Genomic DNA, 15,482 nt, shown 5'->3' with positions numbered 1-15,482 from the left:
TACCGATGCGGGGTCCCGGCGTACGCCGGACAGTAGCCGTGAAGCCGACTGTGACATCGCGGTCGGTGCCGCCGGTCGGCGCAGGTGAGCCTGGCCGGTCGGAGCAGGACCCTGGCGTCTCCGCCCGAACAGGAAGGACCTTCCATGCCGCAGATCCTCGAAGTCATCGACGCGAAGCACGAGTTCAGCCTCAGCGACCTCGACCTCAGCTCGCTGACCGTGGTCAGCATGCTGCACCACACGGCCACGCCGGACGAGGCCACCATGGGTGCCTCCAGCTGCTGCTCGTGCGTCTGGACCGACCCGCACTGACATATGTCCGGTAGTGGGCAACCGTGCCTGCTCCCGCCTTACGAATCACCGTTGCCTTGATCGGAGAGACATGCCCCAGCTCATCGACCGCCTTGAAACCGAGTCCGCGGGGGACGAGTTCGACCTCGACTCCCTCGACCTGAGTGCACTGACCGTGGTCAGCATGGTGCACGGCACGCCCGCAGCGGACGGAGCAACAGTCGACTACGCCCCCTCGTGCTGCTGCAACAGCTGCATCCACCCCGACTACTGAGGTGACGCGGTCGGGCAGGCGCCTGCCCGACCCACCTCGCCTCACAGTCACCAGTGAAGTAGGCCGCGAAGGGATCATTCGGAGCCGATACCGTCGCCTCCGAGCAGCAGACGGGTAAGAGCTGTGCGAGAGGAGACGTCGAGTTTTCGGTAGATCCGCGCGAGATGGGCGTCCACGGTGCGTTTGCTGAGGAACAGTTGTTCCGCGACATCGCGGCTGCGCTTGCCGGCGGTGACCAGTGCCGCGATCTGGCGCTCCCGTTCGGTGAGCATGGCCATGAGGCCGGGCCCTGGCGATGCCGGGGTCGTGCTGCGAGAGGTCGCACCCGATGTCAGCATGCCTTGCACGGTGACGGCTTCCTCATGGACCCGAACGGCGCCGTGCAGGTCGGCGAGGTTCACCGCCGAGGCCAGCCAGTGCGCGGCGGTCGCCGATCCGTACGCGTGCTCGGCCGCCTGCGCGCCCACCACCAGCGTCCAGGCATGGTGGATCGGCCTCCCGCCCCGCCGGAACCCGTGCGCGGCCTGCTCGAACAGCCGGGCGGCCAGGTCATGTTCACCCCCGGCCAGGTGCACGATGGCCTGAGCCCGGTCGGCATGCGCTCGTTGGACGGCAAGCCCGAGCCGCCCGGCAGCCGAGTCGGCGGTGCGAGCCCAGCGCCGGGCCGCGCCGGAATCGCCGATGAACAGCGCGGCCGTGGACAGCATCGCCAGCAGCATCGGGTGGTAGTTGGGCTGGAACAGGTGCAGGTCCTCGCCGCCGCCTCCCTCCAACAGGGCCTCGGTGCATCCGGGGGCATCCGCGTTGATCAGCCGGACCATGGCCAGTTGCATGGCCGCGGAACCCGCCCACCAGCCGGGCTGGGCGGTGCGTGCGCTCTCCTCGGCGAGTGCGACGACCTCGGCACCCTCGCTCCGGCTCCGCCCCCAGATCATCGCACCGACCCGCATCGCCTTGCTCATGCTGATCGCGTCGTCCGCGCCGGTGGCCCGGGCGACGCGTTCGGCCTCCAGCGCCCATTGCTCGGCCTGCCTCAGCCTGCCCGCCTCCTGATCGATGTAGGACAGGCCCAGCAGACAGTGCGGCACCATCTGCTGCGGTCCCCCGGCCTGAGCGAGAGCCAGACCGCGGCGGAAATGCCGCTCCGCGGCGGGGTACTCCTCGGTGAACAGCTCGGTGCAGCCGAGCATGGCGAGGAGCTCGGGGGTCCGGGCGGCCGCGGAGTCCGGCAGCCCGTCGACACGTCGGGCGTTGTCGCGGAGCGCGGGTGTCGCGGCGGCCGTGTCGCCGAGGTAGCTGTCACCGAACATGGACAGGACGCGCACCGATGCGACGGACGTGGAATCGGCCCCCGTGTCAGGGTCGCCCTCGCGGCCGGTCGCGGTCCCTCTCGCGGCTTCGCGCACCAGGGTGCGCGCTTGCCGGTAGGTACCCCGGAACAGGTGCAGCATCCCGTACTCGAAGGCGAGTTCGGCGGCTGCGGCGGACAGCGGTCGCGGCAACGCGTCCAGGGCAGTGAGTACGGACGCTTCGGCCTCAGCGAATCGGCCGAGCTGGCGTTCTGCGGCCGCGCGGACGGCGTATGCCTTCAGCTGGAGGTCCTCGGTCAGACCGGTGCGATCGCGCAGGACTTCGTGGGCGATGCTCCGGGCGGCTTCGAGCCTCCCGGCAGCGCTCAGGGCGCTCGAGCACTCCAGCATCAGGGCGGCCCGCTGCGCCGTTGGGCGGTCACCACTCGGCAGGGTCTCCAGGGCAAGACGAAGCCAGCGGACCGCCGTCTCCGGAGCATCCGGGAGAACTTCTGTGGCGCCCCGGGTCAGCAGGCTGACAGCAGTCGGTGCGTCCGTGCCGACGAGGTGCTCGGCATGCCGTGCCTGCTGCACGGCCGAGGCCCCCCGGTCCGCGAGCAGCCGCAGCGCCCGCTGATGGGCGGCCAGGCGGACGGATATCGGGGCACGTTCGTGCGCGACGTGGCGCAGCAGCGGGTGCCGGAAGGCGAATCGCCCGTTCGAGGTGATGGGGCGTACCACGTCGGCCCGCACGAGGTCGCTCAGGGCGTTGAGGGTCTGACCGAGGTCGTGCCCGGAGAGCTCCGCGACGTCCTCCGGTCGGAACGGGTCGCCGAGTACGGCGGCCGTGTGCGCTGCCGTGGCCGCGTCCGGCGTCAGCGCGTCCAGTTCCGCCGTCAGCGCCACGGCCTCTCGGAGCAGTCCGTCGGTGTCGGATCCGGGGCGGTACGGCCAGTGCTCGTGCTCCCAGCCCCCGGCCACGAGCACCCGCAGGTGGCGCGGGTTCCCTCCGGACGCCACGCGCAACTGCTCCGCGAGCACGGGAGAGTCAAGAGGATCGCGGAGGGTGCGACCGCCGGCGGGCGTCCCCGCTCGCAGCGTCGGGCCGGGGTAGGCGACCGCGCCGCTCTCCTCGGGTACACGCCAGTGGCGGAGCAGCGCGGCTACCGCCACGGTGTCCAGCGGTCGCGGGTCGATGCGGACCACGGTGTCGGTCCGCGCGCCGTGGTCCAGCGCCTCAAGCAGCACAGCGCTGGTCCTGCGGGGCTGGTGGGCGAGAGCGAGGACCAGGGGCCCGGGCACGGGGGTTCGGATCAGGCGGGCGGCCAGCCTTGCGGAGGCGGGGTCGCACAGGTGGACGTCGTCCAACAGCAGCATGCCCCCTCCTGCTTCGGCGGCCCAGTCCGCCAGCCGGGTCCGAATCGTGCGCAGGAGCGTCTCGTCGTCGGCCGCCGGCAGGCCGAGCGGGAGGCGGTCCGGCCAGGCCTCGCGGAACACCTGGTACGCGGTGCTGTTCCCGCGCACGGCATGCGCTCGGGCCACCCGGACCCCGCGCCGGCCGGCCAGCTCCGCGAGGACGCTGAGCAGGCGAGTCTTGCCGATCCCCGGATCCCCGGCGATCTCCAGCACAGCCCCCTGCCCGGAGCCCATCGCCTCCACCACCCCAGCGATCCGCGCGGTCTCGGCCTCCCGACCGACCAACCGGTCATGGTTCCCCGGCGAAACTGGAACGAACATGCGTACCTCTCCTGAGGGCAGAGCGGCACCCGTGCTTCCGCCGGGAGCACGGGATGGACTCACCGTGGGACCGAACCATCCTGACGGCCGACCGGCAACACGTAGGCGAGCACGTCGTCGATGCCGTCCAGCGCGAACAGCTCGTGCGCCACGTCATCGTAGAACCCGCCCACCACACCCAGGGACAGTCCGGTGGCCGCTGCCGTGAGCGCCAGATTCTGAGCGAGGTGTCCCGCCTCCAGGAAGGCGAACCGCAGCGCGCGCAGTCCGTAGCGCGCTCGTAGCGCGCCGAGTTCGACGTAGAGGCCGGCAAGCGCGGGAAGCGCCGAGATGTCGACATACGGTTCGGAGGTGTTCCCGCGCCTGAACCACATGGACGCGGCGGCGACCTCATCGGTCGTCGGGGCCGTCCCGATCAGCAGCAGGGTCCTGGTCTCCGGTTCCAGTTCGTACAGGCCCGGGCTCAGACCGGCGACCTCGCGGACGATCAGCCGCAGCCGGGCGACGTACTTCGCGCCGGCGCTCGGGTACGGGCGGGACACGTGGCCACGGGAGTCGGGGGACGCGTGTCCGGCGTGGGCCGACCACAGCAGAGTCCCAAGCTCCTCCGCGCTGGTGGGCGCACCGAGGTCCCCGCGCGCGCACACCCTGCGGTTCATGGCCTCGCCCAGTGGCATGCCCGGCGGCTCCGCGCCGGTCAGGGCCACCCTTGAGCCGGCGGCAGGCCTTCGCCGCGACCGCTGCGCGACCCGCGGGACGTCTCTGGGCCGCTGCCACTCCAGGCGACCGGGCGCGAAGTTGCTGGCGTCGAGGTAGCGGCGGTCCACGGCACCGGGGTGGTCGGCGAAGAAGTCGGTGGTCCCGTCGGGGGCGAGGAGGGACGAGGCGATGAACCAGCAGAGTGAGCGTTCCTCGACGGGCAGTACGCCCATCCGGTTGAGCAGCATGTGCAGTTGCGAGGCCCACACCTGAAGCCAGCGTTCCCGGCCGACCGCCTCCCCCGCATCGCACGCCTCCAGCTGCGATCGTGCCGCGGTGATGCAGGCGGTCCACTGGTCGCGCAGACGTGTCCCGGAGACCCGCGATGCCCCGATGTCGTGCCAGCGGCGGACGATGGCCGCGGACTGGGCCGCCGCCGCGTCGAGTGCCGGGCCCTGGACCGTCATCGGGGCCGGCGTGGTGGTGCCGGAGTGTCCGCGCCAGGAGATCACGCCCCGACGCAGCCACCGGGCCGTGTCGAGGGCGTCGAGGTCGAGGGCGACCGCGGTGGCGAGAATGAAGTCCGTTGCGGCGGACAGTCGTTGGGCCGGCTCCGGCGTGCGCTGGACCGCGGCAGCCGCGATCCTGCTGGACTGGCAGAACACGTCTTCGGCGATGGGCATCGCCGCCGGGCCGCCGTAGCGCTCGGTCTCCGGTTCATAGGCGGCCCCGCATACCTCGCCATGGATGCGCAGTGCCCTGGGGTCATCCGCTGTCCGCCGGTGTGCCTGCTCGATCCGGTCATCGACCGGGTACGGCGCGGAACGCACGGCCTCGGCCAACTGCTCGTGCAGGTCCCGTGTGGTCGCCAGGTCGGCTCCCCGGGCCCTGATCCGCAGGTGGGGGCCGTTCTCGACGTAGCGGATGAAGAACCACTCCTCGATCCGGCCGGTCGCGTGCAGAGCATCCATCAGCGGCGTCAGTGTCGCGGTGACAAAGGCATCAGTGTCCTGGGGCCGCCAGTAGAGAAAGCAGTGCATGCTGCTCCACGTCCTGGCGCGGGACGAAGCGGGGGTCACGGCCATCTCGGCTCCTCCATGAGAGCGATACTCGCAGCCGACCGGATCTGCGTCTTCGGTAGAATTGCGTAGACGCCTACCTACATCTCCAACTGCCCGTCACCTGCGGCACATTGCATACACCGATTAGGTACTAATACCCATGCGGGCGGATCGGTCGGCTGCGAACATCGCCTTTCACCACCGCACCCGCAGATCGGGCAGACATGACCCTGATGTTCGACCCCTTCGAGACCAGCGTCACCGAGGCCGCGGGTCACCTTGCGGAGGTCACCGGCCTGCTGACGGAACTGTCCGAGCAGGCAGAGCGGTGGCAGGCCGACCTGACACGGGCACAGTCCCGGATGAAGTCCCTGGAGCTGCGCAACCCCGATGTATTGACCATCGGTCAGACTGCCTCGTTCATCGCCGATCTGCTGGCCCGAGGTGCTGAGCGGATCTCGTACGTCCGTCCCACCGACGCCTTGCTGCTGGATTCTCCCGAATCGCGGGAAGCGGTCTGGGCCGGCTCCGGGGTATCCGCACAGGAGCTGGTCAGCCGCCCCACCATGGCGCCTCGCATGGCTCCGGAGCAGAGCCGCATCCACCTGAGAGTCACCTGGACCGAGTTGCAGGAAATCGCGATCATCGATGACGCCGTGGCCCTCATCCCCTCCCAGGGAGCAGATCATTCCGTTGAGATTGCCGTGGTTCAGCAGCCGCTGGTGGTACGGCAGTTGGCACAGTTCTTCGATGCCGCCTGGATGCAGGCGACGAGCTGGCAGGACCAGGTTCCGCTCCGCGGCGGGGCGGAGGCGGAGCTCAGGCACCGGATCATCGGGCTGCTCGCCGAAGGAGCCAAGGACGAGACCGTGGCCCGCCGCCTCGGCATCTCGCTGCGTACCTGCCGACGCCATGTGGCGGAGATCCTGTCCCAGCTGGGATCAACGAGTCGGTTCCAGGCCGGGGTCAGGGCCGCACTGCTGGGCACGGTACCGGCCCAGCCGACCGTGAATCCGGGCCGTCCGTCGGGCGACTCGGCGGACAACGCCCGGTCGCTACCGCGCCCGGGCCGGAACGGCTGAGCGGAATCCGGCCGCTTCAACCTCCTGAACGGCCTGGCCGACGCCGGCCGGTCCGGTCAGCACCACTCCGCCGAAGCACGCCGAGGCCATGCCCTGGGCTGCTGAACGGACTTCGCTGTCACTGGTCTGCCTGATCAGCTCCGGCTGGGCGGCCAGCCAGTCCGCGTGTCGGGTGGCCGGAGGCAGCCGGTGCAGCACATCGGCCGTCCCGCTCTGGGACGCGAGCGTGATCGCCATCCAGCCGGTCCGGTAGTTCCGGGTGGCGGCGATCTCGTCGTCGTCGGGCGGGGCGTCGGTGGCGAACCGGTCCAGTTCCTCCCGGATCGCGGCCAGCGCGGCAGCGAGGTGCGCCGGGCTGGTGTCGAAGTCGAGGGCCAGCAGGCCTCCCCCCGGCCAATCCGTGATCGAGGCGCGCACCACGTAGGTCAGGCCGTCCCGTTCCCGCAGACGGGCAAGGAGACGGGATCCCATGGACCCGCTCAGAATCAGGCTCGCCAGGCGCGCGGCGGGGTGGCGCGGGTCGTGTGCTCCCGGCGCCGGGGCGAGCAGCTGGACTTGGGACTGCCGGCCGCCCCGGCGGCCTTTCACCGCCAGGCCGGGGGCGGGGGCGGGCATGTCCCGCATGGGGACCGCCGCACGCACAGCCGACCAGCCGTCCAGCGCGTGCTCGGCAGCGACGACCGAAGCGGCCGGATCGAGGTCGCCGACCATGACGAGCCGGGAGCCCGTCGGCACCAGGGCGTTCGCATGCAGTGCGGCCACCTGCGCGCTGTCGACCGTGGCGACCGCCTCGGGCAGGGGCACCTCACGAGTCAGCGGATGGCCGGGGAAGCACTGCTCCAGCAGAGCCTCGCGGGCTGCGGTCCTCGGTTGCGCACGATACATCCTCAGGCGGTGGGTCAGCCGGGTCCTTTGGGACAGCACCTCGTCCTCGGGGCGCCGCGAGTCGTCCAGCACGTCGCCGAGCACTCGCAGCGCCTGCCCGAGCCCGTCGGCGGCGACCGCGCCCCGCACCGTGAGGCGATCCGGGGTGACGGTTGCCCGCAGGGAACCACCGGCCAGCCCGAGCTCGGCCTCGCAACTCGCGCGGTCGCGCCGGTCCGTGCTGCCGATCAGCACCGCTGCCAGCAGATCGGCGGTGGCGGCGTGAGCGCTTCCGTCACCGCCGAAGGGTACGGCCAGCCTGAGTTCCACCACCGGTACCGAGGGCCGGCGCAGGGCGACGATGCGCAGCCCGCTGCTTGTCGTGTGCTCGACGATCGAGCCCGGGGCGGGGACGTATGCGGCGGGCATGGTCGTGGGCAGGGGAGGCAGGACGCGTCCGCCGGCCGTACTGGGGCTGTTCATCCGCTCAGGTCTCCTCTCGTGGTTCCGGTGGCTCGCATCGCCGTCTCCAACCGGACGGTGACCCAGCGCTGTGGTTGGGCGGCCACTGCGGCGGCCGCCTCGGCGATCTGCGACGGGGTGATGCGCCGAACCCGTGCGGGCAGTTCCCATGCCAGTTCGGCTCTTCCGTGCAGCAGCTCGAACGCGCCGAGTCGCGGTGCGCGCGCCCTCAGCGGATCGAGTGCCCGGGCCCAGGCGGTGGCCCACTTCGCGGCGTGCCGCGCCAGCGCTTCGGGGGCCGGGCCGTTGGCCGCGAGCCGCTCGAGCTCCTCGTACACCGCGCCCAGGACGGCTCGCGGATCGGCGTCGGCCTGCAGGATCGCCGTGAGAGCCAGCACGTCCGGGTCCCGGCTCGCCAGTGGTGCGCCACCCAGGCCCGTCGTCATGGCCAGTTGCGAGACCGAACCGTCGCGCCGGAGCAGCCGCCGCTGCAGGATCGAGTCCGGTCCGTCCGCCAGGACTTCGGACAGCAGCAGGGCCGCCGGGTACGCGTCGTCCTGCCCCGGGCGAGCGGGCAGCCTCCAGCCGGCCGCGAGCGCCGGCAGCACGGCACCGGGGTGGTGGTGTTCGCGGTGTCGTGGGGTGGTGGGCCACAGCTCGTCGACTCCTGCTCCAGGCCGGTGCGGGGGCGCGGTACCACCGGGGATCGCGCCGAAGTGACGCTCGGCAAGCTCCGCCACCAGGTCGGGACCCGCATCGCCGCACACCACCAGCAGCGCGTTGGCCGGGGCGTAGAACTCCTCGAAGAACCGCCGGCACTCCGCCACCGTGACCGCTTTCAGCTGCTCGACGCTGCCCATGCCGTCGTGGGCGTTGGCGAAGTCCTCGAACATCACCGCCGGAAGGCAGGGGCTGGGCAGCCCGCCGTAGGGGTTGTCGAGAATCTTCCGGTTGATCTCCTGCTCGATCACGGCCACCTGATTGGCCAGACCCGCCTCGGCGAACCGGGGCGCGCGCATCCGATCCGCCTCCAGGAACAGCGCCATCTCCAGCGCCCCCGAAGGGAGTACCTCAAAGTAGCCGGTGTGGTCCGGGTGGGTGGTGGCGTTGAAGGTGCCGCCGCAGGCGTGCAGGTAGCGGGCGTGTTCGAGCTTCTCCAGGTTCTCGCTGCCCTGGAACATCAGGTGCTCGAAGAGGTGCGCGAAACCCTCGCGACCCTCGGGCTCGGAGCGGTGGCCGACGTCGTACAGGACCGCGACGGACACCACCGGGGCGCTGTGGTCCGGTGCCACCAGCACCCGCAGACCGTTGCCCAGCCGGATCCGGTGGTATCCGCCGGTCAGCACACCGTCGTGGGACTGCTTCTGACGCATGGCGCGGTGACTCATCGGGGTGCCTCTCAACCTTCGGCCCGCAGGGCACGGAGTCCGAACACGGCCCACCCCGCACGGGGCCGGCCCGAGGCCACCTTGATCGACCCCGGTGGTCGCCGTCCACCCCGCCGGCCCGCCCGGCCCCGCCGCTGCAGCAAGTTGCCAACTGCCGAGTCCCACCTACTGGTTGGCCCGCTCACCAGTGCAGTTTGCTGCCGCCAGGACCCCCTTGCGGCGGCCCGGGTCCCGGCCACAGGATGACGATCACTCCAGGGAACGGGCCTTCGACCGGCTCGCCGTACGCCGCGGAGTGCGCCGCCGGTCGGTCCCTGGAGCCGCCCGGCCCGGAACATCCCGTATTTCTCCGAGTGACACCCTAGAAAGGACTGGTGTGCCATGAGCGTGGACTTCGCCGTGTTCGACCTGACCGAGCTGGCCGTACTGGACGCCAACGACGCGGTGGCCCTGCCCGCGATGGGCGCCTCCATCGCGCCGGACTACGTCGAGGACATGGACGAGCTCATCGGCGACGGAGCCGACATCGCCGCGGGCTGCTCTTCCTCCACCTGCTCGTCCTGCTGCTGACCAGGCGGACCGGCCAGTAACTGCCGGTCCCCGACGCCCTCGGCCCTGAGGCCGGGGTCGCCTATTCGTCCGGCAGCGCCGGATCGGCCTCAGCGTGGCCCCGCCCCAGCTCACCGGCAGCGGCGTCCCGCGTCACACCTGGAGTCACCATGAATCGACTTGGACTGGGTCAGGCTGCTCATGTGTACGACTACTCGGCCGATCCCCGGCTCCTGCTGGGGAAACTCGCGGACCCGATCCGCGAACTGAGGACGGAGGGGACGCCCCTCGTCCATGTACGACGCGGGTGGCTGCACGGGACGCATCTTGTCGTCTCCGTGCGGCCACTCGTCCAAGTACCGGTGAGCCTGGCCACCTTCGCAGCCACAGCCGGGCACACCGCCTCGCAGCTGGCCGCCGAGCCGCCGAGCGAGCAGGACTATCTCGCCCGCGCCGGGCAGCTGGCCCGTTGGGAGGGCATATCCGAGCCGCTCCTGCCCCTGCGCCCACAGGGCTTCACCGCGGTCGGCACCGCGGAGGCCCCCGACCAGTGGAGTGACGAACTGCTCGACGCCCGTGACCAGCTGGCCGGGCGACTGCTGGAGCCGCTGCTCGGCAGCGCAGGGCTCCCGTCCCCAGTCCTGCTGCCGCACGCCGCCCGTATCCTGGCGCTCTGCGCACTCGCGCACCCCTTCGGAATCGGCATCGGAACGCTCCCGCTGCGCTCGCACACCGAGGGCATCTGGTCCGCCACCGGCGGAACGACCGACCTGCGTACCGCGTTCTCGGAGCGGTTCGACCAGGACCGTGCCGTCTTCCTCGCAGCACTCTCCGGCTTGGCCGCGGCCGATACCGCCGACGGCGAAGCCGCCCTGCTGCACTCCTGGAACGACGCGCTGCACGCGGGCTGGGGTACGGCGACTGCCCTGGCTGCGTCCGGCAGCGTGGACGAGGGTCGGCTGGCGGTGGCCGCGCTACGGAAGGCACCGCTGGAGAACGGTATACCGAGCCCGTTCCACCGCGCCGCCCGGCTGGCCGGGCTCAACGAGCACGAGCCGCCGTACTGGCACATTGCCCACCGCCTGCTCCTCAACGTGCTCTACAGCGCCCTCAGCTGCCTCGGCATCACCCCGGTCCAGCGGTACTACCTCTGCTTCGGTGTCAGCAGCGCCGCTGACCTGATCCTCGGTGAGGACTGGTCACAGCGGCTGGAGCGGATCAGCAGGCTGCGAGGCACCCCCGCCACGTCCGCGTAACGCGTGACACAGCACCGCCACCGACCTCCGCCTGTCACCGTGCGCCTCTGTGAGGGAACCCGTGCACTTCGTCCCACCCGACCCGAACCCGAACCAGGCCCCAGCCGGCCTCGCCGACACTGTCATGCTGCGGATCAACCCACTCCCCGGACACCGCCTCGGCTCCCGGGAACTGACTGCCGCGGTGCGCGTCCTGCTCGAGGCCGAGCAGCTCTGCGCCTCGCTCGGCGACGCCGCCTGCGCCGAGCTGTTCGAGCTCGCAGGGGGCACCACCGGCCGGGACCGCCAGCGGATCCTGGAGCTGAAACGAGCGGTCTACAATCGCCGGGCCCCCGGCCCGGCGGCGGACGGGCACCCCTGGCCAGCTGTGACGAGCGCCTGGCTGGCGGCCCGGCAACGCGGTGACCTCGCTCGCAGCGTGCTGACCACGGGCTACGAGACCTGTCTGGCCCAGGAGCGTGCCGCCCTGGCCGAGGCCGTGGGTGCCGAGTCCTTTCAACTGTCCCTGGCGCTCACGTCGCCTCGGGTCCTTGAGGCGGTGCGCCACTATGCCCGCTCCGCCGGCACTCTCTCCAAGCGCGACCGGAAGTCCGAGCGGGGCATCCTGCAGCATCTGGCCCGCGCCCTGGTCCGCACCTCACCGCTCACGCGGTTCACTGCGGTCGGCTTCGCCTCCTGGTCCGACCAGGGGGTGCCGCTCGACCGGGTCGCCTTTCAACGCCGCCGAACGCACTCGCTGCCGTCGATGGACCGGGCGCTGATCTCCACCTTGGTCGGAGGCCTGCTGCCGCAAAGCCCCATCCCGGCCGAGAACGCCGACAACGGGCCGGAGGCGGGGGAAGCGGTGAAGCAGAATCCCTCGCTTCGCGTGATGCAGGGTGCCGTGCGCTTCCACCACCGCGAGGGCGCACAGATCCGAGTGCTCTCCGCCCCGCTCACCGCTCAGCTGAGCATGCTGCTCGGGCTCACCGCGCTGGGGGCGGTCGAGACCGGGAGGCTGAGCCTCGCGCTGGCAGATCGTCTCGGGGTCTCCGTGCCGGAGGCCGACCGGATCATCCGCGCCGCGCGCGACGCCCAGATCCTGCTCCCCGGACCGGTCCTGGACGAACAGGCCGAGGATCCGCTGCCCGCCGCCCGGAATCTGCTGCACGACCACGCTCCGGTCGCGGCAGCCGAGCTGGCGCAGGTATCCGCCGAACTGGGACGGATCCCCACGGCCACCGTGCCGGAGCGGGTCGCCCTGCTGCACCGGCTGGAATCCACACAACAGAGACTCAACACGCTCAGCTCCCACCCGGTTCGGCTGCACGTCAACGAGGACTACGTGGTCGAACCCTTCGAGGTGTCGGCTTCAGGCTACGAGCCGGCCCTCGAAGACCTGGCCGAGGTAGTCGAGTTCGGCTCGCTCTTCGACTGCAATCACGAGCTGCGAGCCCTGTTGTGCACCCTGTTCGTCGACCGCTTCGGGTCGGGGGCATCGATCCCGCTGGTCGATCACGCCGGCGACCTAGTGACCGGGGTCCTGAACCGCGAAGCCCAGCTCACCCACGGCACGCCCGCGGAATTCGGCCCGCCCGACGGTTCGCTGACCCAACTGCTGAAACTGCGCGAAACCGCCGTACGTACCGTCTCCGAGCGGATCGCCCGTCACACCTCCGAGCAGCCGGACGCCGAGGAACTGGTCCTGGAGCCCGGCCTGCTGGCCGAGTTGACGGCCACGCTGCCCGAGCGGTTCCGGCGGCCGGCTGCCTCGTACGGGTTGCTGGTGCAGCCGGTAGGCGGCCGCCTGGTACTCAACGGCTGCTACCCCGGCCACGGCCTGCTCGGCGCGCGCTTCCTCGGCGCGGACCGGGATCTGGGCGGCGGGGCCGCCAGGTCGGCCGCCCGGCGCACCGCTGGTCTCTTCTCAGCCGACGGGGCCGAGCCATGTGAGGACCGCGGACTGCACGGAGTCAACATCAACCACCGGATCCCGCTCCTGGACCGGACGATCACCCCTGAGGAGTGGCTCGGAATCCGGCTGGCGCACGACGCCGCCCGGGACGAACTGATCCTCCTGGACGCGGACGGCGCCCAGGTGCGCCCGGTGTCGCTCGGGATGCGCTGGCTGGAACTGCTCCCGGCCCCGCTGCGCCTGGCCATGTGGCTGGCCGAATCCAGCCGGGTGATGGTCGAGTCCTTCGGCTGGGAGCATGCCCCGGCAACGGACGCACCCGTACCGGACCGCACCACGGCCACACCCCGGCTCATGGCAGGCCAGGTGGTGCTACAGCGCCGCCGCTGGTATCCGGGAACCGACTTCCCGTCCGCTCCCGCGCCCGACGAACCGGCCCGCCACCTCGTCGATCTCACGGCCTGGCGGGCCGTGCACGGGGTCCCGGAGGAGGTAGTGATCAAGAGTGATCTCGGCCACGGTGCCGACTCCCGCCTGGGGTGGACCCGCAACTACCTGGTGACCCGGCGGCGGGAGAAGCCGCAGTACGTCGACCTGGCCAGCGCGCTGGCGGTCCGCGTCCTGCCCCGGCTCCTGGACCGCCGCGCCCGCAGCGGCTACCTGGAGGAGGCTCTGCCGGGCGTCCGCCAGGGACGGCATGCCTTCGAGTGGGTCATCGAACTCGACCGCCCCGCAGGGGCCCGATTCCAGCTGAGGACATCATGAGAGTCAAACTCCGCCCGGACGCGCACTGCGCGCCGATATCGCAAGGGGTCTACTGGTCCCGGGGGAACCGCTCGTTCATCATGTCCGGGCCGCCTGCCCTGTACAGCCTCGTCGACGATCAACTGGACGCCCTGCTCAACGGCACAAGTGTGGACGAGATGGTGGCCGCGGCCGGGGACGAGGCCGCCCGGCCGGTGGTCGAGCACGTGGTGCGGGCACTGGTCGCCCAGGATGTGCTCATCGACCTGGACGCGGTGGCCGGACCGTTGCCGGACGCGGAGACCGCACGCGGTCATGTCGAACTGCTGGCCTATCTGGAGACACACTGCGCCGAGCCGTACCAGGCCTTCGCCGCGGTGCGCAGCGCCCGGGTGGTGGTCGCCGGCGGAGGTCCGGCGGCCGACGCGGTAAGGCGGGGGCTGGCCGCGAACGGCACAGGAGAGGTGACGGACCTTCCGCTCCCCTGCCCGGCGCACGGTATCGCCCGGCCGGCGGTGGCGGTACTGATCGACGACTGCGACGACCCGCTGGACCTGCTCGCCGTCGCGGCTTCCCTCCCGCCGGGCACACCTGTGCTGCCGGTAGCCACTGAGGCGGCCGTCGCCCTGGTCGGGCCGGTCTGCGCGAGCCCGCAGGAGCTCCGGTCCTTCCAGGCCGTCCGTGCCCGGGCCGCCGACTGGCAGCGGAACTCGGCCGAGGCCGCCGCACCACGCCCGATCAGCGCGGTACTGGCAGGATCTCTCGCAGCCCAGGCCGTTCTGGCCCGGCTGGCCGGAACCGAGAGCGGTCGGCGTACCGCGATGCTGGTGCACGGCCATGCGGTGCAGACCAGGGCCATCCCGGTACCCGAGGCCGGCACCGGACCGGCCTGGCGGCAGGCAGACATCGCTCAGGTCCTGGCCGTGCCCGCGGCCTCCGCGGCCGACGTCGCCGAAACCGCGCCCGTACCTGGCACCGGCGCCGACGGCACCGACTCCGTCGGTGAGCCGGTCGACCCGCAGCAGGTCCACCGCCTCACCATCGGACTCACCGCTCGATGGACCGGTCTCGCCCGCTGGGGCCGCGACCTGGACCTGCCGCAACTGCCGGTCAGCCTGGTCACCGCCGAGATGGTGGCCGGCTCCGGCCCGTCGGCCGGACGCGCGGACGACCGGGCAGTCAGCACGTTCTCCGAGGCCCCGGGCCCTTCCTTCCTGGGATGGGGCAGCAACCGGGCCGCCGCCTGTCTGACGGCGGCACTCGCGGCGCTGCGCCACCGCGCCGCCCAGGAACGGACCGGAGCGAACGACGACGGCTTCCCTGCCGCCGGGCTCACCCAGACCCACTGGCTGGCGGACGGCTTGCTCAGGCAGGCCGGAGCAGACGCACTCGCGCAGCCGGTGGGCATCCCGCTGACCTGGGACCAGCTCGAAAACGCCTCGGTCCGCTCGCTGTGGAGCCTGCTGAGGGACTTCCTCGACGTCCCTGCGGAGCTGCGCCTGAGCACGGTGCCCGGGCTGGACTGGCGACTGGCCAGCGCGGTCCACGAGGCCACCGGCGAGGTACTGGCCACCCAGTGGGGACCGAGTCCGCTCTCCGCCGCGTACGCGGCACTGTTCAGCGCCACCGGCCGGGTCCAGTTCGGCGCAGCTGAGAAGACCGCGCCGCAGGCACCCGTGGCGCGCCCGGATCCGGTCGGTACCTGGTCACTGGAGATCGCCCCGGAGCACCAGGTCCACGACTGCCTGCGTCAACTCCTCGGACGTGCCCAGAGCATGGGATTGCGCCCGCACGGTCAGCTGCTGGCCCGCGATGAGGCCATCGGCGAGCTGCCGCTGTCCTGTGGTTGGGTGAGGCTCGGATGAGCGGCCAAGGCGACCGGGCCGCGACGG

The 15,482-nt window shown here is 71.5% G+C and carries 11 protein-coding genes; 7 read left to right on the top strand and 4 right to left on the bottom strand.

Annotated elements, in window-relative coordinates; genetic code table 11:
- The first annotated feature begins 144 nt into the window (after positions 1-144).
- Positions 145-312 carry a hypothetical protein gene (locus ABH925_RS10540; protein WP_370147093.1) on the top strand — a complete coding sequence of 56 codons (168 nt, stop codon included), beginning with the start codon at positions 145-147 and terminating at the stop codon, positions 310-312.
- A 70-nt stretch (positions 313-382) separates the two neighbouring features.
- The gene (locus ABH925_RS10535) at positions 383-565 is read left to right on the top strand and encodes a hypothetical protein (protein WP_370147091.1); all 183 of its coding nucleotides are present in this window, start codon (positions 383-385) and stop codon (positions 563-565) included.
- Between the two features lie 74 nt (positions 566-639).
- Here the strand turns inward: ABH925_RS10535 and ABH925_RS10530 are convergent, their stop codons facing one another.
- Both ABH925_RS10530 and ABH925_RS10525 read right to left on the bottom strand, forming a co-directional pair.
- Positions 640-3,591, bottom strand: coding sequence for a LuxR C-terminal-related transcriptional regulator (locus ABH925_RS10530; RefSeq protein ID WP_370147089.1), 2,952 nt, complete (start codon positions 3,589-3,591; stop codon positions 640-642).
- A gap of 59 nt (positions 3,592-3,650) precedes the next feature.
- Positions 3,651-5,375: a thiopeptide-type bacteriocin biosynthesis protein gene (locus tag ABH925_RS10525; RefSeq protein ID WP_370147088.1), complete on the bottom strand. Its 1,725-nt coding sequence runs from the start codon at positions 5,373-5,375 to the stop codon at positions 3,651-3,653.
- A gap of 200 nt (positions 5,376-5,575) precedes the next feature.
- Between ABH925_RS10525 and ABH925_RS10520 the strand changes: the two genes are divergently transcribed.
- Positions 5,576-6,433, top strand: coding sequence for a helix-turn-helix domain-containing protein (locus ABH925_RS10520; protein WP_370147087.1), 858 nt, complete (start codon positions 5,576-5,578; stop codon positions 6,431-6,433).
- On the opposite strand, the gene ABH925_RS10515 is transcribed toward ABH925_RS10520, so the two are convergent.
- Both ABH925_RS10515 and ABH925_RS10510 read right to left on the bottom strand, forming a co-directional pair.
- A complete protein-coding gene (locus tag ABH925_RS10515; RefSeq protein WP_370147085.1) occupies positions 6,407-7,780 on the bottom strand; it encodes a M16 family metallopeptidase in 1,374 nt (457 codons plus the stop codon). The genes ABH925_RS10520 and ABH925_RS10515 overlap by 27 nt on opposite strands.
- Positions 7,777-9,132 carry a M16 family metallopeptidase gene (locus ABH925_RS10510; protein ID WP_370147084.1) on the bottom strand — a complete coding sequence of 452 codons (1,356 nt, stop codon included), beginning with the start codon at positions 9,130-9,132 and terminating at the stop codon, positions 7,777-7,779. The genes ABH925_RS10515 and ABH925_RS10510 overlap by 4 nt, the downstream gene beginning before the upstream one ends.
- Positions 9,133-9,528: 396 nt before the next feature.
- Here ABH925_RS10510 and ABH925_RS10505 point away from each other — a divergent pair, with 396 nt between their 5' ends.
- From ABH925_RS10505 to ABH925_RS10490, 4 genes are all read left to right on the top strand, one after another.
- On the top strand, positions 9,529-9,717 hold the full coding sequence (locus ABH925_RS10505; RefSeq protein ID WP_370147083.1) for a hypothetical protein: 189 nt from the start codon (positions 9,529-9,531) through the stop codon (positions 9,715-9,717).
- A gap of 149 nt (positions 9,718-9,866) precedes the next feature.
- The gene (locus tag ABH925_RS10500) at positions 9,867-10,952 is read left to right on the top strand and encodes a hypothetical protein (RefSeq protein WP_370147082.1); all 1,086 of its coding nucleotides are present in this window, start codon (positions 9,867-9,869) and stop codon (positions 10,950-10,952) included.
- 49 nt (positions 10,953-11,001) lie between these two features.
- Complete coding sequence (locus ABH925_RS10495) at positions 11,002-13,611, top strand: lantibiotic dehydratase (RefSeq protein WP_370147081.1); 2,610 nt, start codon at positions 11,002-11,004, stop codon at positions 13,609-13,611.
- Positions 13,608-15,455, top strand: coding sequence for a hypothetical protein (locus ABH925_RS10490; RefSeq protein ID WP_370147079.1), 1,848 nt, complete (start codon positions 13,608-13,610; stop codon positions 15,453-15,455). The genes ABH925_RS10495 and ABH925_RS10490 overlap by 4 nt, the downstream gene beginning before the upstream one ends.
- The last annotated feature ends 27 nt before the right edge of the window (positions 15,456-15,482 follow it).

It is taken from the genome of Streptacidiphilus sp. EB129, assembly GCF_041262645.1.
Classification (GTDB): domain Bacteria; phylum Actinomycetota; class Actinomycetes; order Streptomycetales; family Streptomycetaceae; genus Streptacidiphilus.
Note: the sequence above shows the minus strand (reverse complement) of the source record. Positions and strands in the feature narration are given on the sequence as shown.

Excerpts from the sequence above, each read along its gene's own strand:
- ABH925_RS10535 (WP_370147091.1), top strand. The coding sequence starts at position 383 with ATGCCCCAGCTCATCGACCGCCTTGAAACCGAGTCCGCGGGGGACGAG.
- ABH925_RS10515 (WP_370147085.1), bottom strand. The coding sequence starts at position 7,780 with ATGAACAGCCCCAGTACGGCCGGCGGACGCGTCCTGCCTCCCCTGCCC.
- ABH925_RS10500 (WP_370147082.1), top strand. The coding sequence starts at position 9,867 with ATGAATCGACTTGGACTGGGTCAGGCTGCTCATGTGTACGACTACTCG.
- ABH925_RS10510 (WP_370147084.1), bottom strand. The coding sequence starts at position 9,132 with ATGCGTCAGAAGCAGTCCCACGACGGTGTGCTGACCGGCGGATACCAC.
- ABH925_RS10505 (WP_370147083.1), top strand. The coding sequence starts at position 9,529 with ATGAGCGTGGACTTCGCCGTGTTCGACCTGACCGAGCTGGCCGTACTG.
- ABH925_RS10540 (WP_370147093.1), top strand. The coding sequence starts at position 145 with ATGCCGCAGATCCTCGAAGTCATCGACGCGAAGCACGAGTTCAGCCTC.
- ABH925_RS10530 (WP_370147089.1), bottom strand. The coding sequence starts at position 3,591 with ATGTTCGTTCCAGTTTCGCCGGGGAACCATGACCGGTTGGTCGGTCGG.
- ABH925_RS10525 (WP_370147088.1), bottom strand. The coding sequence starts at position 5,375 with ATGGCCGTGACCCCCGCTTCGTCCCGCGCCAGGACGTGGAGCAGCATG.
- ABH925_RS10520 (WP_370147087.1), top strand. The coding sequence starts at position 5,576 with ATGACCCTGATGTTCGACCCCTTCGAGACCAGCGTCACCGAGGCCGCG.
- ABH925_RS10490 (WP_370147079.1), top strand. The coding sequence starts at position 13,608 with ATGAGAGTCAAACTCCGCCCGGACGCGCACTGCGCGCCGATATCGCAA.